A 21,315-nucleotide genomic window follows, 5' to 3' on the forward strand; every position below is an offset into this window, starting at 1 on the left:
GATGAGCGACGCGGACTACCTGCAGATCGGACAGGTCGCGGAACGAACCGAGCTCTCGCTCAAGACCATTCGCCATTACGACGATGTCGGGCTGGTGCAGCCGTCGGCGCGGTCGGGCGGGGGTTTCCGGCTCTACACCGAGGCCGATGTCGAACGGCTGCTGGTGATCCGGCGGATGAAACCGCTCGGCTTCACGCTAGCGGAAATGAAACAGCTGCTGGAAAGCCTCGATATCCTCGGCGATCCCGCGGCCACCGGCGATCGGCGCGCCGATGCGGCCGACGATCTGCTGGCTTTCCGGGACAAGGCGCGGGAGAGCGCCGAGCGGTTGCGGAAGCAGCTGGCCTACGCGCAGGAATTCACCGAACTGCTCACCGATCGGGTGGCGGGCCGCAATGCCGGCCCTGCGATTCAGCGCGGCCCTGGCCCGGCGCGGCCGGCCTCGTCCTGAAACGCGGCCGAAATCACGGCGAGTCGTCCGCGCGCGAGATCCGGGCTTCGATTCCCGCGACGATGGTGTCGGCGACCAGTCGCGCATGCCGGCGCACCGCGGATTTCCCGAGCGGGTCCGACGGGGACATCCGGGTCGCCAGCGCAAGCGCAGCGTACGGGGCGGTCGCGCCGTGGGCGATGAGGAAATGCAGCGAGCGCAGGTCGTCGCGGTGCAGGATTTTGCGTTGGAGCAGCGGTTTCAGGGGTTCGGCGAGCAGGACCGATATCGGCTGGATGTGCCGGTCGTAGAGGTAGGTGAGGCGAGGGCTTTCGATCGCCGCTTCCGTACTGATCAGGCGCACCACGTCGGGGTATTCGGCCTGAAGTTCGAGGAACCGCACGATTCCCGCGTGGAACTCCTCCAGCGGAGACAGACCGGTGCGTTCGGGCCGGATCTTCGGCAGGGTGACCGCGTTGGCGAAGATCCAGTCCGCGACCGCGTACCACAGCGCCTCCTTCGAACCGAAGCGCTGGTGGATCAAGTTGTGGCTCACGCCGAGTTCCCGGTTTACCGCCGCGACGGAGGCGCCGGTGAACCCGTCCCGGGCGAAGACCCGCAGCGCGGCCGCCAGGATCTCGTCCACCGAGGCAGGTGTTTCTCCGGCCGGGGGGCGGCCCCGCCCCTTGCGCGTCCCACGCGGTTCCGGTGCCATATCCATGGCCGCGATTATATTGACTGCAATCAATTTTTCTGCGACTGTGAGCCCAGCCACTTCGCGCTGACGGGGACAAGGAATCGCGGCGGCTCCACCCGGCCCGCACCCGCCTCCGCTCCAGCGCCCGACGAGGACTGGATGCTGCTATGGAATCCTTTGTGCACCTGCGGAAAGGCACCACTCCCGACCGGATGCACGCCGATCTCGGCGGACTCAAGGACGATGAGCTGGGGCGCGGCGGTTTCACCGGGCGCACCGCGCAGCTGTATCGGCGCAACGATCCGGTGAGCTACCGCGCCGTCGGCCCGCTCGCTCCGGTGGATGTACTCGCCGACGCACTGAAACCCACCGATTCGACCGATGCGGCAGGTTCCCCACTGCTGCTGTTCTCCAACGCCGACTGCCGGATCTCGCTGAGCCGGCGCGACCGGGAGATGCCGTTCTTCGCCCGCTATATCGACGGCGATCTGCTCTCGTTCGTGCACAAGGGTTCCGGGCTGCTGGAGACCGAATTCGGTCCGCTGCGCTACCGCGAAGGCGACTGGGTGTATGTACCGAAGGCCTGCACGTTCCGGCAGATCCCGGACAGCGAAACCACCTTGCTCATGATCGAGTCGACCGAGGAGTTCCGGGTACCGCCGGCGGGACCACTGGGCCGGCATTTCCCGTTCGACCCGAACCGGATGACCGTTCCGGAGCCCGCGGCCATGGACGACGACGGTCGCGACGAGTACGAGGTGCGGCTGGTGCACGAGGGTGGCCCGACAGCACTGTTCTATCCGCATCATCCGCTCGATGTGGTGGGCTGGCAGGGCGATAATTTCCCGTTCACGTTCAATATCGCCGACTACAACGTGGTCCTCTCCGATACGGTGCACCTGCCCGCCACCGTGCATCTGTTCATGCAGGCCACCGGCGTGTACGTGATGAACTTCCTGCCGAAACGGGCCGAATCGGCGCCGGGCACGGAAACGATTCCCTGGTATCACCGCAATGCCGACTACGACGAGATCGCGTTCTTCCACGGCGGCGATATGTACGGCGTGCCGATGCCGCCGGGGCTGATCTCGCACGCACCGCAGGGGGTGCATCACGGGGCGCCGGAGAAGATGCGGGAGCGGGCGCGACGTAAGCGGGACGAGATCAGCCATATCGGCTGGACCACCATCGCCGTGGACACCCGGCGTCGGCTGATCCCCTCCCCCGAGGTGCTGGCGAACAACCTCGGCGCGCACTGACACCGGCACCGGGCCGCTCACCCACCGGCCGCAGACCCCCGCGCATGTCTCGACCCGCGCGCTGCGGCGGGCACTCTCGTTTCGAAAGACGAAGGCAGGCAATTCATGTCGCATCATGTCGAACGCACTCCGTACGTGATCGCCTACGCGAACACCTCGGGCACCCGGGACGCCTACGGCGGTCTCACCGAAATGGTCACCCTCGATTCGATTCTGGTGAAACCTGCCGATCTGGACTCGGAGACGGTGCTGGTGCTCATGCACCCGGTCTCCAGCGGCACCTATCTGCCGATCGTCACGGCGCTGGCCAAGGCCGGCCACCACATCATCGTCTGCAACAGCCGCTACCGGGGCGCCGACCCCGCGCTGCTCATGGAGAAGGTGGTGCAGGATCTCGGCGAATGTATTCGTGACGCGAAGAAGCGGCTCGGCTACCGGAAGGTGGTGCTGGCGGGCTGGAGTGGTGGCGGATCGCTGTCGGTGTACTACCAGCAGCAGGCGCAGCATCCGACGGTGACAGCGAGCCCCTCCGGCGACGGCCCCGACCTCACCGAACTGGATCTGCCACCCGCCGACGGGATTCTGCTGATGGCCGCCCATATCAGCCGCCATCACACGCTCACCGAATGTATCGACCCGTCGATTCTCGACGAATCCGACCCCACCCGGCGCGATCCGGAACTGGACCTCTACAACCCCGGCAATCCCAACCAGCCGCCGTACAGCCCCGAATTCGTGGCCCGCTTCCGCCAGGCCCAATACGACCGCAACCGCCGGATCACGGCCTGGGTGAAGGAGAAACTGGCCGCAATCCACGCTTCCGACCGCCCGCAGGACGAACACTGTTTCGTCGTCCACGGCACCATGGCCGACCTCACGGTGCTCGATCCGGCACTGGACCCCAACGACCGCACCCCGGGCGAGTCCTATCTCGGCGAACCGCAGGAAGTGAATATGGGCGCGTTCGGTCTCGCCCGGTTCAGCACCCTGCGCAGCTGGTTGTCGCAGTGGAGTATCGACGACGCCCGTGGTGACGCGGTGGCCTGCGGCCCGGATATCGCCGTGCCGACACTGGTGCTCTACAACGCGGCCGACAATGTCTGCACGCCCTCGCACGCCCACCGCATCTACGAAGCGCTCGGCTGCGCGGACAAGGAACTACACGAGATTCCCGGCGCGAACCACTACTACCTGGGCCCGGACCAGCGTGCCCCCCTGGTGAAAGCGATCGGCCTGGTCGACGGCTGGCTGCGGGCCCGCGCTCTCGGCCCGGCGGAATGACCGGACAGCATGAGCAACCGCGGCCGCCGAGGGCAGCTCCGATTACCCCAGCACATTCCAGGACGCCGGCGTCGACGGTTCACCCTGTGCCCTTGCCCGGCCGGAGCGCGCCGCACCGCGACGGAGATAATGCCCTGATGGACTCCGCGACAACCGGCGCACTGGACGGTATCCGCGTACTCGAGATCGGCACTCTGATCTCCGGTCCCTTCGCGGGGCGGCTGCTCGGCGATATGGGCGCCGAGGTGATCAAACTCGAACCACCGGACGCCCCCGACCCGCTGCGCACCTGGGGCCAGGCCGAACTCGACGGCCACCATTTCTTCTGGACCGTGCACGCCCGGAACAAAAAAGCCGTCACGCTGAACCTGCGCGAGGACTCCGGACGCGATCTGTTCCTGGAGCTGGCGGAAAAATCCGACATAATCGTGGAGAACTTGCGGCCGGGCACGCTGGAACGGTGGGGTCTGGGCTACGACGTGCTGCGGGAACGCAATCGCGGCATCATCCTGGTGCGAGTGTCCGGCTACGGGCAGACCGGTCCGGACGCACAGAAGGCCGGGTACGCCTCGGTCGCCGAGGCCACCAGCGGACTGCGCCATATGAACGGTTTCCCCGGCGGCCCACCCCCACGCCTGGCGCTGTCCCTCGGCGACAGTCTCGCCGGGATGTTCGCCGCCCAGGGCGCCCTGGCGGCGCTGTACCGCCGGACGGTCACCGGCGAAGGGCAGATCGTGGACGCCGCCCTCACCGAGGCCTGCCTGGCAGTCCAGGAATCCACCATCCCCGACTACGACGTGGGCGGCGTGGTCCGCGGCCCCTCCGGCACCCGGCTGGAAGGGATCGCGCCGTCGAATATCTACCGCACCGCCGACGGCAGCTGGGTAGTGATCGCCGCCAACCAGGACACGGTGTTCCGCCGTCTCTGCGCGGCGATGGAGCGTCCGGAACTCGCGGCCGACGAACGTTTCGCCGGCCACACGGCACGGGGTCGTCACCAGGACGAACTCGACAAGGTCATCGGCGAGTGGGCGGTGCAGCGGCAGCCCCAGGAGATCATCGACCTGCTGAACGAAGCGGGTGTGATCAGCGGCCCGATCAATACGGTTGCCGAAGTGGTCACCGATCCACAGCTGAATTCCCGGGGCATGATCGCCGACCATTACGACGAGCGGATCGCCCGGAATGTGAAGGGACCGGGTGTGATTCCCGTCTTGTCGGCAACGCCGGGCACGATTCGCAATGCGGGGTCGGCGCGGCCGGGCCAGCACAACGACTATGTCTATGCCGAACTACTAGGGAAAACAGGAGACGAACTGAAAGAATTGCGGGCACAAGGGATCATCTGAGTCACGCGCTCCGCGCCTCAACTGTTCAGCGCCGTAGTCAGTGGCCCCCGGGATGAGTCGACGAGCAGACTCGCCAGGCGTGTGCTCCACTGCCATGACCGGAAATTTCGTGCCAATCAGTGGCGTTTCACTGAAACAAGCGAGAGTCGAAACGGTTATCGCACAGCAGCGACCGAACTTTTTCACGGTCACGATCGAACCGTCGATCGGGTTGCGGTCATGTCCCCGAGCCCAGTAGCGTTCCTGAGCGGGAGGCGAGCTTGAGTAGTAAGAGCATCTTTGTTTCGATCGCAGCATATCGTGATCCTGACTGTATCAATACGCTGCGGAGTCTTTTTTCCACGGCACGCGAGCCGGATCGAATCACTGTGGGACTGTGCTGGCAAGCACTGCCCGGCACCGATGATGAGCTCTACCCGGTTCGAGAACGCAAGGACCAATGCAGGGTTATCGCGGTCGACGCACGCGAAAGCCGGGGAGCGTGCTGGGCCCGGTCGAATATTCAATCGTTATGGCGCGGCGAGGATTATCTACTCCAGATCGACTCACATATGCGTTTCATTCCCGACTGGGATCTGATATTGCGGGACATGCTCCCGAGATGTGCATCCGTAAAGCCCGTGCTGTCTACGTACGCACACAGGTTTCCGAAAGGATTTCCAGACAACGAGACCCTTGATGCGCAGCGTTTCCCTGTCATGTGTGCCCGGAATTTCGACAACGCTGGAGTGTTGAAATTGGGTTCGACCGGCATTTCCCTGTCGGCAGCACCTGAATTTCCGGAACGCAACCCGTTCTTCAGCGCGAACTTCTTCTTCGCAGCCGCCGCGGTGATCGAAGATGTGCCTTACGATCCGCACCTCTACTTCTTCGGCGAAGAGATCAGCCTGGCAGCCCGACTGTTCACACACGGCTGGGACATCTTCACCCCGAACGCAGTCCCGATATACCACGATTACAAACGGCGACCGGAACGAAGGCTGCATTGGGATGATCATCTGGACTGGCAGAATTCGAACCGTCGCTCGAAGGCCCGCATTCGTCACCTGCTGGGCATGGAATCCTCCAAGGATCCTGATGTCCTCGACGAGATCGAGAAGTACGGACTCGGCATTGCCCGAAGCCTTGCGGAATACGAGAAGTTCGCAGGAGTCGACTTTCAGACGCGCACAATCCACAGAACCGGTCCGTCCACGTAGGCCGCCGTCAACCCGATCGTGCGCTGACACTCCGTCCCCGCTCCAGGCATTCGACCGAGGACCTGATCATCGGTTGCAGATTCTCCCGCATCGAGCGACTACGGGCGCCCCACGAACGACGCTGCCGCGTGCACACCCGACGGTGCGGAGAGACACTGCCGACCTCCTCGACGTGGCCGCCACCCGGCCCACAGTTCGACGCGCGCGGGAGTGATCGCGAACCATTACGACGAGGGACCGCCCACCCATCCGGTCCTCGGCTCGGTGACCTGTGGCAGCTCTTCTGCGTGAGTCCACCTTCGCGAAACAGCCATGGTCCTGTCAGAGCAGTGCAGTGCGGGGAGCTTTCAGGCCGATGGCGGTGGCGCCGGCGAGTTCGCGGGTGGTGTCGTAGTCGAAGATCACGTGGCCGCTCAGCACATCCACATCGCGTTTCAAGCGTTGCATGGGATGGTCGGTGAAGTGGACGCTCGCGCCGGAGGCGTGCAGGAGGTCGGCGACGATCGTGCGGGATTCGCGGACGATATAGGCGGCGGCGAGGCGGGCCTGGGCGCGGACCGGGACCTGGACAGGCGAGCCGGCGTCGAGGAGGGATTCGATTTCGGCGACCGTATCGTCGAGCAGGCCGCGTAATGCGCGTAACCGGACCTGCGCGTGGCCGAGCTGCGCCTGGGCCATGGGTTTGTCCTGCTGGCGGGCGCCTCCTTCGTAGAGGATGCGGCCTTCGAGACGGTCGGCGTAGATACCGGTGGCTCGTTCGGCGGCGCCGAGGGCGGGCATCGACGCGGCGAGGGCCAGGGCGGGGACGAGGGGCCAGCGGTAGGTCGTGGCGTCGTGCAGCGTGGCGCCGGGGGCGGATCCGCTGTTGATATCGGAGGAGCGGACCAGCCGGTGGCCGCCGACGTGCGCACCCCGGATCACGACATCGTTGGAGCCGGTGGCGCGCATGCCTTCGGTATGCCATACGTCGTCGATCGTGATGTCGGTAGCGGGCAGCAGAGCCAACGCCGGATAGAGGCCGTCGTCGGGGCCGCACAGTGCGCCGACCATGATCCAGTTACCGCCCATCACACCGGTGGCCCAGGACCAGCGGCCGGACAGGGTGATCCCGCCGCCGGCCGGGAGACCGCGACCGGTCGGCGCGAGTGGGGCTGGGCACAGGAACGGGCCGGCGCCGTACGCCTCGGCCTGGGCTTGTTCGGGGAACAGGGCCAGCAGCCAGTTGTGCAGGGTGTAGAAACCAAGGGTCCAGGCACTGGAGACGCAGCCGTGCGCCATCCGGCGGATCGGGTCGAGGATGGCGGGGAATTTCTCCTCGCGCCCGCCGAATCTTTTCGGTACGAGATATCCGAGGAAGCCGGAGGCGACCACATCGGCGAGGGTCTGATCCGGCAGGCGGCGCAATTGCTCTGCGGCCTGGGCTCTTTCGGCCAGGGTGTCGACGAAGTTCTGGGTGATTCCGGGAGTGCTGTCCGGCTCGGCCGCAACCATGGTCGCGACCGTAACATACCCAAAAGTATGGAGTGGGCAGCTTCCGGAATCCGGTAATTCGACCGACATACCGCGGCAGATACTGGCATTTACTGGACTTCACTGGAATCGCACCCTAGATTCTCCTCCATGCCCACCGCCGAGGCGCTGGAACAGCGCATAGCCGAGCTGCGCACTCAGGTGCGCCGCGCCGCCGGGTCCGGTGACCGGACAGCGGCGCGTCGGCTGCGCGCCGAATTACGCACCGCCGAAGCGGAATGGGACACGGCAGTTCTCGGAACTCCCGCCCCCGCCGAGCCACCCCGGCAGCAATCCGGCGCGGTCCCGGTGCGCGAACATGTGCACCGCGCGCTCACTCTGCTGTCGGTACCGGCCGCCCCGAAATTCATACTGACGGTGCACGAAGCGTTCTTCTCGGGGGATCTCGTCGCAGCCCGGCTCACCAGCCTGCGCCGGGACGAGGAGCGATCGTTCCGGGCGGCCCCCTACGCCCGCCCGTACTACGTTTGCGCGGCCCTCACCACAGATCTACTGGCCCCCGCCCGCGGACTGCTGGCGGTGAGTACCTGGCCACCGGCACAACGTATGGTCGGGCCGCTGAGTCCGCGGGTGGATCTGCTCACCGCCGCGACCAGGCTGGCCCGGCACCTGGCCGACCACGGCGATACCGCCGCGGGACAACGGGTGCTGTGGCAGCTGGCAGTTTCCATCCCGGGCGCCACCGACGGGTCCGCGATCGACCCGCATCTGGTGCTGGCAGCAGCAGAACGCGAACTCGAGGTGCACAGAGACGACGACATACAGCAGCGGGCCGACGCCGCGGAGCGGGCGCAGCGGCAACTGGCGGACCCCGCGGCCCAATTGTTCGGCACACGGCTCGCCGTGGCCGAACGGCGAAGGAACGAGGCCTGAAATGACGCTTGCGCAGAAAACACTCACCAACCGCCTGGACGAGCTGCGCGGTGCAGCCCCCACCAGCCGGCACAATGCCCGCACCATCTCGGCGCTCACCGCGAATCCGGGTTGCGCACGCCGGGCGCTGCTGGACGCCGCGGCAGTGGACAAAACCGTGATCGCCCAAGAATTGGGGTTTCCGCCGCAATTCGGTCAGTCGCCGTTCGCGATCACCCGCGGCAATTCGTTCGAGGCGATGGTGAAGGCGCACGGTTGCGCCGAACTGCTCCGCTTGCTCCGGGAAGAACTCGGGCTGAGCATTCCCGAAGTCGGCTACCACGATCTGGCGACCGTAGGCGACAACGCCACCAACTCCATCCGCTACCAGCGGACGAAACAGCTACTGGGGCAGGCACTCGATTCAGGGCAGGGCACGCTGTTCGACCATCCGATGCTGCGCCTGGAGATCGCGGGCGCCACCGCCTATCTGGAACCCGATGTGGTGGCATTGCAGATCGGCGGGAAGTTCTACGTCGTGGAGATCAAATCGTTCGCCATCGTCGACGGCCAGGCCGATCCCGCCCAGGTCGCCTCGGCGGCACAGCAATCGGCGGTATATGTACTGGCGATGCGAGAACTCCTGCGCGAACTGGGGTATTCGCCGGACGCTGTGGCGCACGAGTCCATTCTGGTGGCCGCGCGGGATTTCACGAACCGGCCGGTTGCGGCGAAACTCGATCTGCGCAAACAGCTCGCGGTGATCGGTCGGCAATTGTCGCGGCTCACCTCCATTGATTCCCTGCTGGATCTGGTGCCTGCGGGCGCTTCGTTCACACCGGGCGATGGGCTGTCGGATACCGTCTCGGCGATTCCGTCCCGGTACGCGCCGGAATGTATGTCCAGCTGCGAGCTGGCGTTCGCCTGCCGCTCCGAGGCCCGCACCCAGGGGTCGGTGGATACGCTGGGGCGCGGGGTCTGTGACGATCTCGGCGGGATCGACAACCTCGACACGGTGCTGGCACTGGCCGAGGGCACCCTGGAGCCGGGTCCGGAACACGCTGATATCGCCGAGATGCTGCGCCAGGCCCAGGCATTGCGACTCGAGGTCGCGCGATGAGCCGGTCGAGGCGGGAGGCGGCAGCTTCGCTTCACCGGGCCGCGCACCCACTCGTCCCCTGGAGCGCGGTATGAGTGTCCTGAGTGCGCTGGCCAAGGCGACCGCGGCGCGCACGGGTCGCGCCGAACCCATTGCCGCCCGACGGCATTACCACCTCGCCGACCGTCCACTCGTGCTCGTTCCGCTGCGGCTGGCCGGTGAGGCCGCCGCACCGCTGGCGGTGATGCTCGGTTCGGCACCGGAGGATTCCACGGTGCTGCTCGTCGCGCAGCCACGCGACCGGATCCTGCGCCTGCGTTTCATCGGACAGCTGGCCGATCGTGTGCTGCCCTATATTTCTGCGTTCTGCGAGAACGCCGAGGAACTGACGGTCAAATCGACCGGCGAAACCTATCTGCGCTACCTCGACGCCCCACAACTGCTGTTGCCCAATCTCGGCGGTATCCAGTTCCTCCGGCTGCTGGGACGTTCCGTGCGATTCCATCGCACCGAGGGCGAGAACGCCGTAGCCGAAACGCTGCCGCTGCTCGGCCGTTGGCTCACCTGGTTCGGTGACCGCTCGGACTTCCCGGGATCCAGTGCGTGCCTGGCGATGACCTCGATACTCACCGCGCATTGGGCGTCGGGCCAGTCCGCGCTGGAGGACGCGAATCTGGCCGCCCTGCTCGGCTGGATCGACCCGCCCGCCGGGCTCACCGGCGCACAGGCCGCCGCCCTCGCCGAGGACCCACTCGCCTCGCCGCCCGCCGGGCCCGCCACCGATCCCGGGTTCGACAACGAAGAGCTGGCACCACTCATCGCCGCCTACGACAGCGCAAAACACGAATGGGCGAAAGTCATTGCCGCCGAACGCCTCGAACAGGCGTTACGGGGCCAGCTGGAACCCACCTGGCGGCTGATGTGGCGAGCGGTGGAGCTGTTGCGCGAACTGCCCGAGGGCGCGAGCGTGGACCGGCGCTGGACCGACGACCGGTCCGCGTTCTCCTGGTTCGTCTCCGATATCCCGGAGGGCTACCCGCAGGCCCGCCGCGATTCCGCGGTGTCGGCGACCCGGCGGCTGCTCAAACAGGAACAGGCCCTGGATACCTTCCAGGCGCAGCGGGCGTTCGACGATCCGCGGGTCCTGATCGAATACCGGCTGGTCGGCGAGGCGTTCCAGGGCACGGTCACCGAGTGCGAGCCGGAGCGGCGGGCGAAGCCGAAGTCCAGGGAGGTGCCGCGACCCTACGTCTGGGTGCATACCACCGATCCGTTCCGCGGCCGCGTCGGTGACATCCTGTTCCGGATCGATCGGCCGGCGCAGAAGGCAGAAGTGGTCGCTGTCGAAGACGATGTGCTCCAGCTGGAGCTGCTGAGCGGAATGGGTCAGGGCAAGAATCCGGCCGCGGGCAGTGTGCCCGAAGTAGGCGACCCGATCGGTTTCGCCCGCTTCTCCCCCAGCGGTTTCGGCGGGCCACCCGCCAAACTCCCGCCACGCGAGGACACACCGTGGACACATGGCGGGCCCCCGCCCGACCCGTCGGCCGAACATACGGAGGAGTGGTCGTGAGCGAGCGGCAGCGAGTGAACCGACAGCGCAGCGCGCAGGTGCGCACGACGGAGCCGAGCGCTGGCGAGGTGGAGTCGTGAGCACTGCCGACGCAGTGATCGGCGCGATCCTCACCGATCTCGACAACACCGCACACCGGGCGCTGGTCGTGGATTCGCCGCCCGGTGCCGGTAAGTCCACGCTGGTGGTGCGCGCGGCCCGGCAGCTGGCGGCCGCCGACGACGAGCAGCGGATGATCGTCGCGCAGACCAACGAACAGGTCGACGACCTCATCGACCGGCTCGCCACCGCAGACCCCGGGCTGCGGATCGGGCGGCTGTCCGCCGGCGATTACCGGCCCAGCGCCCGGATCGACCGCGAGAACGTGGATGTCGCCAACCGGCCCGCGGATCTGGAGCGCTGCGCGATCGTGATCGGCACGGCCGCGAAATGGGCCACGCTGGACGAAGGCCGCTGGTCGTATGCGATCGTCGACGAGGCGTATCAGATGCGGTCGGATATGTTGCTGCGGATCGCGAACCGGTTCGAACGCGGGCTGTTCGTAGGGGATCCCGGCCAGCTCGACCCCTTCGCCACGGTCGATTCCGACCGGTGGGCGGGCCTGTCCTGGGATCCGACCATGAGCGCGGTCGCGGTGATGCTGAACCACAACGACGGTATCCCTGTGCATACGCTGCCGGTGTCGTGGCGGCTGCCGCCTTCGGCGGCGGCGGTGGTCTCGGCCGCGTTCTATCCTTTTGCCCCGTTTCAGGCCGGGACCCGGCCGGAACAGCGGCGGATGGAATTCAGCACGCGCGGGCTGCGGGGCCCGGTGGACGATGTGCTGGACGAGGCCGCGACCCACGGCTGGGCCTATTACGAGCTACCTGCCCGGCATACCCTGCGCACCGACGGTGAAGCGGTGGCCGTCATCGCCGACCTCACCTGCCGGTTGCTGGAACGCGGCGGTATCGCCCATTCCGAGCAGGGCACCCGGGAGGTCGACGCGACCCGGATCGCCGTCGGCACCGCACATCGCGATCAGGCCCAGGCGGTGCGGGATGCGCTGGCTCCGACGATCGCCGCGGAGGTCACCGTCGATACGGCGAACCGATTGCAGGGCCGGGAATACGATGTCACAGTCATCCTGCATCCGCTCTCGGGCCGCCGCGACGCCGGTGCGTTCCACCTGGAGGCCGGGCGGTTATGTGTGCTGGCATCACGGCATAGGCACGCCTGTATCGTCGTCGGCCGGCGCGGGATCGACGAGCTTTTGGACGCGCATCCGTCCGCCGAACCCGTCTATCTGGGTGTACCGGTGAAGTTCCCCGACGGCTGGGAGGCCAACCAGGCGGTGCTCAGCCGGTTGGCCGCCCACCGGATACCGGCCGCTGTTCGCTGACGGGCGCTAGAGCGGCAGCGGCCGAAGCCAGAAACCTGCGGGATACGCCGCGATGGAAGTGTTCGTGAAAGTGACGAACCCGGTCCACATCCCGGGAGTGGCCTGCGGTGCGAGCCCCCATCCGAGTGGCGATGCCCCGAATGTCACATAGGTCTCGTTCGGTCCGTGTGGTGCCTGCCGGCCAGCAAAACGCTGTGCTCCGCACAGTAGTTCGACCGATGCCCGATCGTCGAACACATTGACCCGGCAGTTCTCCATCGGGGTACCCGAATACGTTGTCGGGATCGGTCCCTGCGGCGGCATGATCACCAGATACTCTCCCGCCGGCACCACATTCCGCGGGATCCACGGCTCATCGGCCGCCGCCACCCCCGGGGCGATACTCATCGTGGCCGAGATGATCCCCACAAGCATCCTGCGAATACTCATCATTCGTACCTCTCGTCATCGGCCGATCTCCGAGATCCGAAACTTGCGACTCAGCAACACTTTCCGGCATTTCTGCCTGGTCGACCTCCAGCGCCCGGTACGTCTCCGACTCGACGTGGTGGCTTTCTTTCGCTGAAGGTCCACCGGCGTCACCATCGAAACGGGTGCGGCGTTTCGACCACTGCCGGTTCCGGGCGATGGAACATGATCGATGAACCATGGGCAACAGTACCTTCGTGTACCAAGACCTGCACGTACCCATCGGCTCCGCCCGGCGGGCCGGCCCACCGAACCCGCTGCATCGAAAGGCGGATTCGCGCAGTGATTGCCGGGGCCGCCGATCCGGGGCAGGATGGCGCGTATGCGAGTCGTGATCGAGCTCCGCCCTTCTCCCGAACAGCTTTCCGCCGCAACCGGTTCGGCGACCGATATCTCCGCCACCGGACTCACGGGAGGACTACCCGGATTCACCCTCGACTCCGGTTTCGCCCCGGTGCCGCTGTCTGCGGGAGCACGGCAGGTGAGCGATACATCGCAACAGGGCACCGAATCCTTCCTGGTGCGCGGGGAGATTCCCGACGGGGATCAGGCCGCCAGAGACGCACTGGCAGGCGCCACGGGAGTGATCGGGATCTTCGCCGACCCGGTGATCGAACCGGTACTCACCTGCGGTGACGACGGCGCGGTGGGCGATTGGAAGAAAGTCGCCGAGCTGCTGGGCCGCGCGGAACTAGACGCCGCCGGACTGACCGGTGCAGGTGTCGCGGTGGCCGTTCTGGACACCGGGATCAATGCGGCAAAGATCCGTGCGGCCGGTAGGTCGATCACCATCGACGCGGCACGGAGCTGGAATCCCGCGGGGGCCGAGGGGACGGCCGGGGAGTTCGAGGTCGGTCACGGCACCATGTGCGCGTTCGACGCGCTCATCGCGGCGCCCCGCGCGACCCTCCTCGATATTGCGTTGTTGCAGAGTTCGCGGACCGGTGGCAGCGAGATGGACGGCCTGCTTTCCGATGCCCTGGCCGCGTTTGCGCATCTGCGCATCGTACTCAGCGGACAACCCGAGGACAGCCGCGCGCTGGTGATCAGCAACAGTTGGGGCGCGTTCGCACCGGAATGGGATTTCCCGGTGGGCGATCCGGGCAACTATTCCGACAACCCGGACCACCCCTTCAACGTCATCGTCGGATCACTCGAGGCGGCGGGCGCCGATATCCTCTTCGCCGCCGGCAATTGCGGCCGGGACTGCCCGGACGGCCGCTGCGCCTACCCCGACCGGCCGATCACCGGGGCGAATTCCCATCCGAACGTGCTGTCGGTGGCCGGTGTCGACACGGGCGGGCAACGAGTGGGGTACTCGTCGCAGGGGCCGGGTCGCCTCGCCGATCGCAAACCCGATATCTGCTCCTACACCCATTTCCTCGGTTCGACAGCCTTCGGTGCGGATGCGCCCGATACCGGCACCTCCGCGGCCTGTCCGGTGCTGGCCGGTGTGATAGCGGCATTCCGGACCGAGTGGCCCGCCACTCGGATCCCGCCCGCGCGGCTCCGGGAACTGCTACTGAACACCGCGGCCGACCGGGGTGGCGCGGGGTTCGATCACGATCACGGATACGGGATCGCCGATCCGCGGGCGTTGCTCGCCGAACTCCAGAAGGCCGCCGCCCGCGCGTAGCCTGGAAACATGCCGTTAGTCACCGTCGACCTGCCCGCGGGTTCGGTCCTGGCCGATGCGCTGCACGAACTGGGGCTCACCGAGGACGAGGTCGACCGCGCATTCGGTCTCGTCGCGCTCGACCCCGGCGCCGGTCGTTTCGCGCTGCGGATCGGCGCCGCGGCCGCCGATCGGCTCGCCGATTCGGCCGTCCGGGTATTCGCCGATCCGCCCATCGAATCCAGTACCGGCGACGAACCCCCGGACTGACCGGAATATCGGCTATGACCAGTGGTTTCAGTGTTGTTCACGGGTAAACCCCAAGCTTGTCGGGTGCTGTGAACGGTCACCGGATGTGGTATCCGTTGCTCGTGGAAGGAACACCGTTCGGTCGCTACCGACTGCTAGATCTACTCGGGGCCGGAGCCATGGGGGAAGTACACCGCGCCTACGACACCGGAACCGACCGGCTGGTGGCGGTGAAAGTCCTCGCACCGGAGTTCGCCCACAACGCGGTGTACCGCAAACGCTTCCAGCGGGAAGCCCAGGTCGTGGCGCGGCTGGCGGAACCGCATATCGTGCCGATCCACGATTTCGGCGAGATCGACGGCCGCCTGTTCCTGGATATGCGGCTGGTGCACGCCCCCAATCTGGCGGAACTGCTCCGGGAACGGGATCGGCTGGAAGCCGGCCAAGCCGTGGAGGTGATCGCCCAGATCGCCGCGGCGCTGGATGCGGCGCACGCCGAAGGCCTCGTGCACCGGGATGTGAAACCGTCCAATATCCTGGTCACCCCGAAAGGTTTCGCGTATCTGATCGACTTCGGGATCGCGCGCAGCGACGAGGACACCACCGTCACCACCACGGGGGCCGTGATCGGCACCTTCGCCTATATGGCCCCGGAACGGCTCGCGGACGACGCATCGGATACCCGTTCGGACGTGTACTCGCTGGCCTGCGTTCTCTACGAATGTCTGGTGGGGGCCAAGCCCTACCGCGGCGAGAGTATGCAACGGCAGATCGCCGCGCACCTCAACGACGAGCCGCCGCTGCCGTCGACGGCCGGTTTGCCGCGGCCGTTCGATGCCGTGATTGCCAAGGGTATGGCCAAGGATCCCGGCGAACGCTACGAAACGGCCGGGGAACTGGCGGCCGCCGCACGAACTGCGCTGTGGGAACCGCCGACGGAACTGTCACCGGTTCTCGCCGACGCACCGGCTGCCCCGGATTCGGTAAGTCAAGGCCCGCCTGTTCCTGCCCCCGGCGCGCCGCTTGCCACTGCGGACCCGGCTCCGGCGACGGCGAGCCCCGCTCCGATCACTACTCCGGACCCCGCTCCGATCGCGTTTTCGGACCCCACTCCGGATTCGGCTATGGAACCGATCGTCGCTGCTCCGACTCCGCGCCCGCCGTGGCGGGCGATTATCGTCATGTCTGTGCTGGCGCTCGCCGTCGCCGGGACATCGGCGCTGGCCCTCACCCGGGACAACAGCACGCTCGTCACCGAACACCCCGGGACAGCGCCCTCAGCAGTGAGTTCGACAATCCGCGAGCCGGGTCCCTCCACACCTGATTCTGTCCCTCCCGAACCGGCCCCCGCCCCCGGGCCGCCGGTTTCGGTCACGGAATCGGTGCCGGTCACGTCGGTGGCGCCCGGCGGACCGGTGCCGGAACCGGCCCCACCGCCGGTGTGGACCGAACCCGAACCGGAACCCAGCGAGCCGCCACCACCGGTCACCACCACGACCACACCGCCACCGGTCACCACCACGACCGCAGAACCCACCGAGTCCGAAACGACAACTCCGGATCCGACCACGACGGAGACGACGCCGCCGGAAACCACGGTGACCACGGTGACCACGGTGACCACGACCGAGGAAGTAGGCGAGGAAGTAGCCGGAGAGGGCAGCGCCGACGCCACCGGCAGCACCATCGCGGCCCCGTCCACCTCCGGGATCACGGACGGCACCGCCCCTTCACCTACGAACGGCTCCACCGCGGAATCCACCGCCCCCTCGTCCCTCGCAACCACGGCCGAGGCCACCGCTGCCCCGTCTCTCGGAACCACGGCCGAGGCCACCGAACCATCCACCAGCGGAACCGCGAAGGGATCCGCCTCGGCGTCTTCCACCAACAGCATCACCACGCCCCCTGGCCCGCCCGCCGGCTGACCCACTGCGCCCGGGATTCTGGATATGTTGCGCAGGTCAGGTACCCCCTCGAGGGGCTCCCATAGGGCACGGTTGCCCGCCCGCGCGGCGTTCCGGCCCACCGCCACCGCCCATCACGGCACTCTGATGGGTAGCGCGGTGGATTCGCAAGCAACCATGGCGATGCGGTGTGAACCTCGTGCCGGTCGGCCCGTGTCCGGGCTGCGACGCGGACCGTTCCGCCGGATCGAGCAGCGGCAGTGCGCCCACCGGGTGCTCCGGTCCACCGGTCAGGAATTCGGTGAGACCTGCCCGGAACGGGTCCACAAGTGACCTCCGCGCCGCCGACACCTTGCCGGAACGAGTCGAATCACACAGTGATCAGCGGATCCCGCCCCGCCGCGACCGCGACATAATCGAGTGTGGACGGGCAACGGTGCCCGCTACGGGAGGTGGGGATGACCGGCGAATCGAGCGGACAGCAACGGCGGGCCGTCGTCGTCGGGGCGGGTATCGCGGGTCTCACCGCGGCCGTCGCTCTACGGCAGCGGGGTTGGCGAGTCGAGGTCCTCGAACGAGCCACCGAAGTCGGACCGGCCGGGTCCGGATTGAGTCTCTGGCCCAACGGTTTACGCGGCCTCGATACGGTCGGCATCGGAGCGGCGGTTCGGGAACAGGCGCTGTCGGCCACCGAAGCGGGGATGCGTGACCCGTCGGGCCGGTGGCTGGCGCGTACCGACGTCTCCGGAATCCGCGACCGCTACGGCGATCTGGTGATGATCCACCGGACCGACCTGTTCGATATCCTGCGCGGCGAACTCGGGGACACACCCCTTCGGCTCGGTGCGGTGGTGGACGCGGTGGATATCACCGGCGACGGTGTCCGGATCCGGCACAGCCTCGGTACCTCCGAGGCCGATCTCGTGTTCGGAGCCGACGGCATCAACAGCACCGTCCGGTCCCTGTACTGGCCCGATGCCGCGCCACCGGCGTACGCGGGTTACACCGCCTGGCGGTCGATCGTCCGGCCCCGCACGCCGGTAACGTCCGGTGGTGAAACCATCGGGCGTGGGGAACGTTTCGGGATCGCCCCGCTGCGGGACGGCCGGGTGTACTTCTACGGCTCGGCCACCATGCCTGCGGGCACCGACAGCCCAGGCGGCGAACTCACCGAATTCCGCCGCCGTTTTGCCGGTTGGCACGATCCGATCCCGGATCTGCTGGCCGCGACCGATCCGGCGGCCCTGCTACGGCACGATATCTACGAACTGCCCCCGCTCGCCGGCTACATTCGCGGCCCCATCGCGCTACTCGGGGATGCCGCCCATGCCATGACGCCCAACCTGGGGCAGGGCGCGAATCTGGCCATCGAGGATGCGGTCACCGTGGCGGCCCTGCTCGACCGGTACCGGGATATCCCGTCCGCCCTCGCCGAATACGACCGGGTCCGGCGGGCGCGGGTGGCACCGCTACAGCGTTTGTCGCGTCGAATGGGGTCAGCGCTGCAGTTGTCCGGGACGCCGGCGGTTCTGCTACGCAATATGATGATGCGCATGGCTCCCACCGGTCCGGCACTGCGAGGCCTGGCGCCTGTCCTCACCTGGGAACCACCGGATTCGAGCACTCTCGGGGGATGACGTGGACGACACTACGCACACACCGATCACGAAGTTCGCGGCCCCGGCGGAAAAGCCGACTCGGCAGGACGCGGCTCGAACCGACGTGCCCGGAAATGTGGATCTGACGGCCCTTCGTCGCAGTTACAGTGACGGCATATCGCTCCACACCGACCCGGACGTATGGCTTTTCGACGACATCGCGACCCCGGACGAGATGACAAGTCTCATCGAGCGGAGCCGCGAGATCCTGAAACGCGCTGAAGTCAGCGGGGATACCGGCGGCTATGTCAGCCCCGGCCGCTCGGGCAGTAATTGCTGGATACCCCACAACCACAATGAGCTCACGTCGCGGCTTGCCACACGGATCAGCGATATCGTCGCCATTCCCTTGTCCAACGCCGAATCGTTCCAGGTCTTGCACTACGGACCCGGCCAGCAGTACCGGCCTCACTACGATGCGTGGCGCCCGGGTTCGAGCAAAGCCGAACGCTGCCTCGCCCGCGGAGGCCAGCGCCTGGTCACCGCCCTTCTCTACCTGAGCGAGGTGGAGGCCGGCGGATCCACGAGTTTCCCCGAACTGGGCATCGAGGTCCGGGCGGCTCCCGGCAGGATGGTGCTGTTCCACAACTGCCATGCCGGTACGAATCGCGTTCACGAGCGCAGCTTGCACGGTGGCATGCCGGTCGATCAGGGTGAGAAGTGGGCGGCAAACCTGTGGTTCCGCGAGCGCGCGCGGCGCTGACCTGTCCGCCCGGCTCCCTATACCCATTCCTTGCGTGCCAGATCCAGGATCACCGGGTGCATCAACGTGGAGGGCTGTTCCCCGGTATCCCGGCGATCCGGTGCGAACACCTTCGCCGCTTGCAGGCTTGTCTCGTCGATCGATCGCAGGGGTTCCGGTGCGTTTAGGCGCAGTTCGGGGTCCGGGTCGCGGGTGGCGAGCAGGAAACCCCAATCACCGAAGCTCGGCACATCCACGTGGTAGGGCAGCACGGACAGCCCGGAGGTGCGGACCGTCGCCGCGATACACCAGTAGGAGTGCGGAGCGAAGAACGGCGACCCCGCCTGCACCACCATGGTGGCCTCCGGGGCCAGCACCCGGGCGGCCATGGCGTAGAACTCGGTGGAGTAGAGCTTGGCGATCGAGGTCTGATCCGGGTCGGGCAGGTCGACGATCACCGCGTCGTATTCCGCGTGCGCGGTGCGCAACCAGGTGAACGCGTCGGCGGTGACCGTCCGCACACGCGGGTCGGCGAAGGAGTTCCGGTTGAGTTCGGTGAGCCGGTGGTCGGTGCGGGCAAGATCGATCATGACCGGGTCCAGTTCGACCAGGGTCACGGTGCGGACGTCCGGGTATTTCAGGATCTCGCGCAGGGCGAGCCCGTCACCGCCGCCGATGACCAGTACGTTCTCCCTGTTCCCGGCGAGCGCGGGATGCACCATCGCCTCGTGGTAGCGGTACTCGTCGACCGAGGAGAACTGCAGGTCGCCGTTGAGGAACAACCGGGTGTCGCGGGTGCCGAACGGTGATGCCGATTCGGTGAGCACGATCTTCTGGTACTCGGTCTGGTGCTGCCAGACGATCGGTGCCGCGAACAAAGCCTGCTGGGCGGTGGCTTCGAACCGGTCGGCATAGATATAGCTTCCGATCAGAACACCCACGGCAAGCACCGTGACCGTACCGAAGGCCACTTTGACCAGGTGCGACAGATCCGCGCGGAACCAGATGAACACCAGCGCCAGCCCGGCCAGCACATTCACCACGCCGACGATGAGGCTGCCCCGGATCTGCCCGAATACCGGCAGCAGCAGGAACGGGAACGCCAGACCACCGAGTAGCGCGCCCACATAGTCGGCGGCGAACAGGTCGGCGACCGCGCTGCCCGCTTCCTGTTTACGGATACGCTGCAGTAGTTCCATCAGCAACGGGATCTCGGCACCGACCAGGGCACCGATCACGCAGGAAGCCACCACCAGTGCCGCGGTATAGAGATCGAGCCAGGCGTAGGCCGCGTACAAGCCCAGCACCGACAGCCCGCCCACCAGCGCCAGCGCGATCTCGACCGCCAGGAACGCCGACGCTGCCAGATGCCGCAGTGGTTTCGCGGCCAGCGCGCCGATCCCCATCGCGCACACCATCACACTGAGCGTGATCGACGCTTGGGTGGCGGTATCGCCGATCAGGTAACTCCCCAGTGTCACCAAGGACAGTTCGTACACCAGACCGCAGGCCGCGCAGACGAAAACGGTGAGGAGCAGGGCGATCCGGGGGAAGCGCCCGGGAACACCCGGCTGCTGCGGCGCGGATCCGGTCGCTACAGTGCCGCCGGGCTCCACCGGCGGCTGTTCGGCTGTCAGCGTGCTCGCCGACACCTTTACGTGAGCGCGGAGGCGACCACGGCGGCGACCGCGATATGCACCGCGGCGCTCACCCACACCCCGGGATGCAGTTCGTGTTCGTTCACCACACCCCGGAATTCACCCGGCGTGGCGAATTCCAGCAACAGGAACGCCAAGCCCATCGCGACCAGGCCGATGATCCCGTAGACAGCGCTCGAGATCAGCGCCTGCCCGATCGCCCCGTCGGAGGTCCAGATCGCGGTGGCGACGATGATGCCGACACCGAGCATATTCGCGGCGACCAGCAAGGCGGCGTTGCGGTTGCGTTCGATCCAGATCTGGTGGCGCAGGTTACCGGGTGTGAGTACATCCACCAGGACGAACCCGAGCACCATCAGCACGATGCCGAGGCCGGAGTAGGCGGCCGCGGCACCGGCGGCCGCGGGCAGGTCTTGGAGCATTGTTTCCTCCTG

At 66.9% G+C, this 21,315-nt stretch carries 19 protein-coding genes; 14 read left to right on the plus strand and 5 right to left on the minus strand.

The annotated features are described in order from the left end of the window. Window position 1 precedes the first annotated feature (1 nt). On the plus strand, window positions 2–451 hold the full coding sequence (locus NS6_RS08550; protein ID WP_068039182.1) for a MerR family transcriptional regulator: 450 nt from the start codon (window positions 2–4) through the stop codon (window positions 449–451). A 13-nt stretch (window positions 452–464) separates the two neighbouring features. Here NS6_RS08550 and NS6_RS08555 read toward each other — a convergent pair whose 3' ends face one another. After that, window positions 465–1,151 (minus strand): TetR/AcrR family transcriptional regulator, encoded by a 687-nt coding sequence (locus NS6_RS08555; RefSeq protein ID WP_245669202.1) that lies wholly within the window; start codon window positions 1,149–1,151, stop codon window positions 465–467. 143 nt (window positions 1,152–1,294) lie between these two features. Here NS6_RS08555 and NS6_RS08560 point away from each other — a divergent pair, with 143 nt between their 5' ends. From NS6_RS08560 to NS6_RS08575, 4 genes are all read left to right on the plus strand, one after another. Next, window positions 1,295–2,386 (plus strand): homogentisate 1,2-dioxygenase, encoded by a 1,092-nt coding sequence (locus NS6_RS08560; protein ID WP_068039185.1) that lies wholly within the window; start codon window positions 1,295–1,297, stop codon window positions 2,384–2,386. Window positions 2,387–2,491: 105 nt separating this feature from the next. Next, a complete protein-coding gene (locus NS6_RS08565) occupies window positions 2,492–3,667 on the plus strand; it encodes an alpha/beta hydrolase (RefSeq protein WP_068039188.1) in 1,176 nt (391 codons plus the stop codon). A 137-nt stretch (window positions 3,668–3,804) separates the two neighbouring features. Beyond that, window positions 3,805–5,016 carry a CaiB/BaiF CoA transferase family protein gene (locus NS6_RS08570; protein WP_068039190.1) on the plus strand — a complete coding sequence of 404 codons (1,212 nt, stop codon included), beginning with the start codon at window positions 3,805–3,807 and terminating at the stop codon, window positions 5,014–5,016. A 260-nt stretch (window positions 5,017–5,276) separates the two neighbouring features. After that, window positions 5,277–6,215 carry a GlcNAc-transferase family protein gene (locus tag NS6_RS08575; RefSeq protein ID WP_068039193.1) on the plus strand — a complete coding sequence of 313 codons (939 nt, stop codon included), beginning with the start codon at window positions 5,277–5,279 and terminating at the stop codon, window positions 6,213–6,215. A gap of 321 nt (window positions 6,216–6,536) precedes the next feature. On the opposite strand, the gene NS6_RS08580 is transcribed toward NS6_RS08575, so the two are convergent. Continuing rightward, window positions 6,537–7,706 (minus strand): acyl-CoA dehydrogenase family protein, encoded by a 1,170-nt coding sequence (locus NS6_RS08580; protein WP_068039196.1) that lies wholly within the window; start codon window positions 7,704–7,706, stop codon window positions 6,537–6,539. Between the two features lie 129 nt (window positions 7,707–7,835). On the opposite strand from NS6_RS08580, the gene NS6_RS08585 reads away from it, so the two are divergent. The 4 genes from NS6_RS08585 (at window position 7,836) to NS6_RS08600 (ending at window position 12,647) form a co-directional block, all read left to right on the plus strand. Beyond that, window positions 7,836–8,618 (plus strand): hypothetical protein, encoded by a 783-nt coding sequence (locus tag NS6_RS08585; protein ID WP_068039199.1) that lies wholly within the window; start codon window positions 7,836–7,838, stop codon window positions 8,616–8,618. 1 nt (window position 8,619) lies between these two features. Then, window positions 8,620–9,717, plus strand: a complete 1,098-nt coding sequence (locus NS6_RS08590; RefSeq protein ID WP_068039202.1) for a hypothetical protein — start codon at window positions 8,620–8,622, stop codon at window positions 9,715–9,717. Between the two features lie 70 nt (window positions 9,718–9,787). Next, a complete protein-coding gene (locus NS6_RS08595; RefSeq protein ID WP_068039205.1) occupies window positions 9,788–11,266 on the plus strand; it encodes a hypothetical protein in 1,479 nt (492 codons plus the stop codon). Between the two features lie 76 nt (window positions 11,267–11,342). Continuing rightward, window positions 11,343–12,647, plus strand: a complete 1,305-nt coding sequence (locus NS6_RS08600; protein ID WP_068039207.1) for an AAA domain-containing protein — start codon at window positions 11,343–11,345, stop codon at window positions 12,645–12,647. Window positions 12,648–12,653: 6 nt separating this feature from the next. Here NS6_RS08600 and NS6_RS34565 read toward each other — a convergent pair whose 3' ends face one another. Continuing rightward, on the minus strand, window positions 12,654–13,076 hold the full coding sequence (locus NS6_RS34565; protein ID WP_157112664.1) for a hypothetical protein: 423 nt from the start codon (window positions 13,074–13,076) through the stop codon (window positions 12,654–12,656). Between the two features lie 361 nt (window positions 13,077–13,437). Between NS6_RS34565 and NS6_RS08615 the strand changes: the two genes are divergently transcribed. The 5 genes from NS6_RS08615 (at window position 13,438) to NS6_RS08640 (ending at window position 19,244) form a co-directional block, all read left to right on the plus strand. Continuing rightward, a complete protein-coding gene (locus NS6_RS08615; RefSeq protein ID WP_068039217.1) occupies window positions 13,438–14,751 on the plus strand; it encodes a S8 family peptidase in 1,314 nt (437 codons plus the stop codon). 9 nt (window positions 14,752–14,760) lie between these two features. Continuing rightward, on the plus strand, window positions 14,761–15,000 hold the full coding sequence (locus NS6_RS08620) for a hypothetical protein (RefSeq protein ID WP_068039219.1): 240 nt from the start codon (window positions 14,761–14,763) through the stop codon (window positions 14,998–15,000). 83 nt (window positions 15,001–15,083) lie between these two features. Beyond that, on the plus strand, window positions 15,084–16,904 hold the full coding sequence (locus NS6_RS36190; RefSeq protein ID WP_068039222.1) for a serine/threonine-protein kinase: 1,821 nt from the start codon (window positions 15,084–15,086) through the stop codon (window positions 16,902–16,904). A gap of 437 nt (window positions 16,905–17,341) precedes the next feature. After that, complete coding sequence (locus tag NS6_RS08635) at window positions 17,342–18,520, plus strand: FAD-dependent oxidoreductase (RefSeq protein ID WP_068039227.1); 1,179 nt, start codon at window positions 17,342–17,344, stop codon at window positions 18,518–18,520. A 1-nt stretch (window position 18,521) separates the two neighbouring features. Further along, window positions 18,522–19,244 (plus strand): prolyl hydroxylase family protein, encoded by a 723-nt coding sequence (locus NS6_RS08640; protein WP_084470854.1) that lies wholly within the window; start codon window positions 18,522–18,524, stop codon window positions 19,242–19,244. 17 nt (window positions 19,245–19,261) lie between these two features. Here NS6_RS08640 and NS6_RS08645 read toward each other — a convergent pair whose 3' ends face one another. Both NS6_RS08645 and NS6_RS08650 read right to left on the minus strand, forming a co-directional pair. Continuing rightward, window positions 19,262–20,839, minus strand: coding sequence for a polyamine aminopropyltransferase (locus NS6_RS08645; protein WP_068039612.1), 1,578 nt, complete (start codon window positions 20,837–20,839; stop codon window positions 19,262–19,264). Window positions 20,840–20,877: 38 nt separating this feature from the next. Next, the gene (locus NS6_RS08650; protein WP_068039229.1) at window positions 20,878–21,303 is read right to left on the minus strand and encodes a DUF350 domain-containing protein; all 426 of its coding nucleotides are present in this window, start codon (window positions 21,301–21,303) and stop codon (window positions 20,878–20,880) included. Between the last annotated feature and the right edge of the window lie 12 nt (window positions 21,304–21,315).

Source organism: Nocardia speluncae NBRC 108251 (assembly GCF_001613245.1).
In the GTDB taxonomy this organism is placed as follows: Bacteria; Actinomycetota; Actinomycetes; order Mycobacteriales; family Mycobacteriaceae; genus Nocardia; species Nocardia speluncae.

Bases quoted from the DNA above. Each gene is read 5' to 3' on its own strand.
- NS6_RS08550 (WP_068039182.1), top strand. From the start codon at position 2: ATGAGCGACGCGGACTACCTGCAGATCGGACAGGTCGCGGAACGAACC.
- NS6_RS08555 (WP_245669202.1), bottom strand. From the start codon at position 1,151: ATGGATATGGCACCGGAACCGCGTGGGACGCGCAAGGGGCGGGGCCGC.
- NS6_RS08560 (WP_068039185.1), top strand. From the start codon at position 1,295: ATGGAATCCTTTGTGCACCTGCGGAAAGGCACCACTCCCGACCGGATG.
- NS6_RS08565 (WP_068039188.1), top strand. From the start codon at position 2,492: ATGTCGCATCATGTCGAACGCACTCCGTACGTGATCGCCTACGCGAAC.
- NS6_RS08570 (WP_068039190.1), top strand. From the start codon at position 3,805: ATGGACTCCGCGACAACCGGCGCACTGGACGGTATCCGCGTACTCGAG.
- NS6_RS08580 (WP_068039196.1), bottom strand. From the start codon at position 7,706: ATGGTTGCGGCCGAGCCGGACAGCACTCCCGGAATCACCCAGAACTTC.
- NS6_RS08585 (WP_068039199.1), top strand. From the start codon at position 7,836: ATGCCCACCGCCGAGGCGCTGGAACAGCGCATAGCCGAGCTGCGCACT.
- NS6_RS08590 (WP_068039202.1), top strand. From the start codon at position 8,620: ATGACGCTTGCGCAGAAAACACTCACCAACCGCCTGGACGAGCTGCGC.
- NS6_RS08595 (WP_068039205.1), top strand. From the start codon at position 9,788: ATGAGTGTCCTGAGTGCGCTGGCCAAGGCGACCGCGGCGCGCACGGGT.
- NS6_RS34565 (WP_157112664.1), bottom strand. From the start codon at position 13,076: ATGAGTATTCGCAGGATGCTTGTGGGGATCATCTCGGCCACGATGAGT.
- NS6_RS08615 (WP_068039217.1), top strand. From the start codon at position 13,438: ATGCGAGTCGTGATCGAGCTCCGCCCTTCTCCCGAACAGCTTTCCGCC.
- NS6_RS08620 (WP_068039219.1), top strand. From the start codon at position 14,761: ATGCCGTTAGTCACCGTCGACCTGCCCGCGGGTTCGGTCCTGGCCGAT.
- NS6_RS36190 (WP_068039222.1), top strand. From the start codon at position 15,084: ATGTGGTATCCGTTGCTCGTGGAAGGAACACCGTTCGGTCGCTACCGA.
- NS6_RS08635 (WP_068039227.1), top strand. From the start codon at position 17,342: ATGACCGGCGAATCGAGCGGACAGCAACGGCGGGCCGTCGTCGTCGGG.
- NS6_RS08650 (WP_068039229.1), bottom strand. From the start codon at position 21,303: ATGCTCCAAGACCTGCCCGCGGCCGCCGGTGCCGCGGCCGCCTACTCC.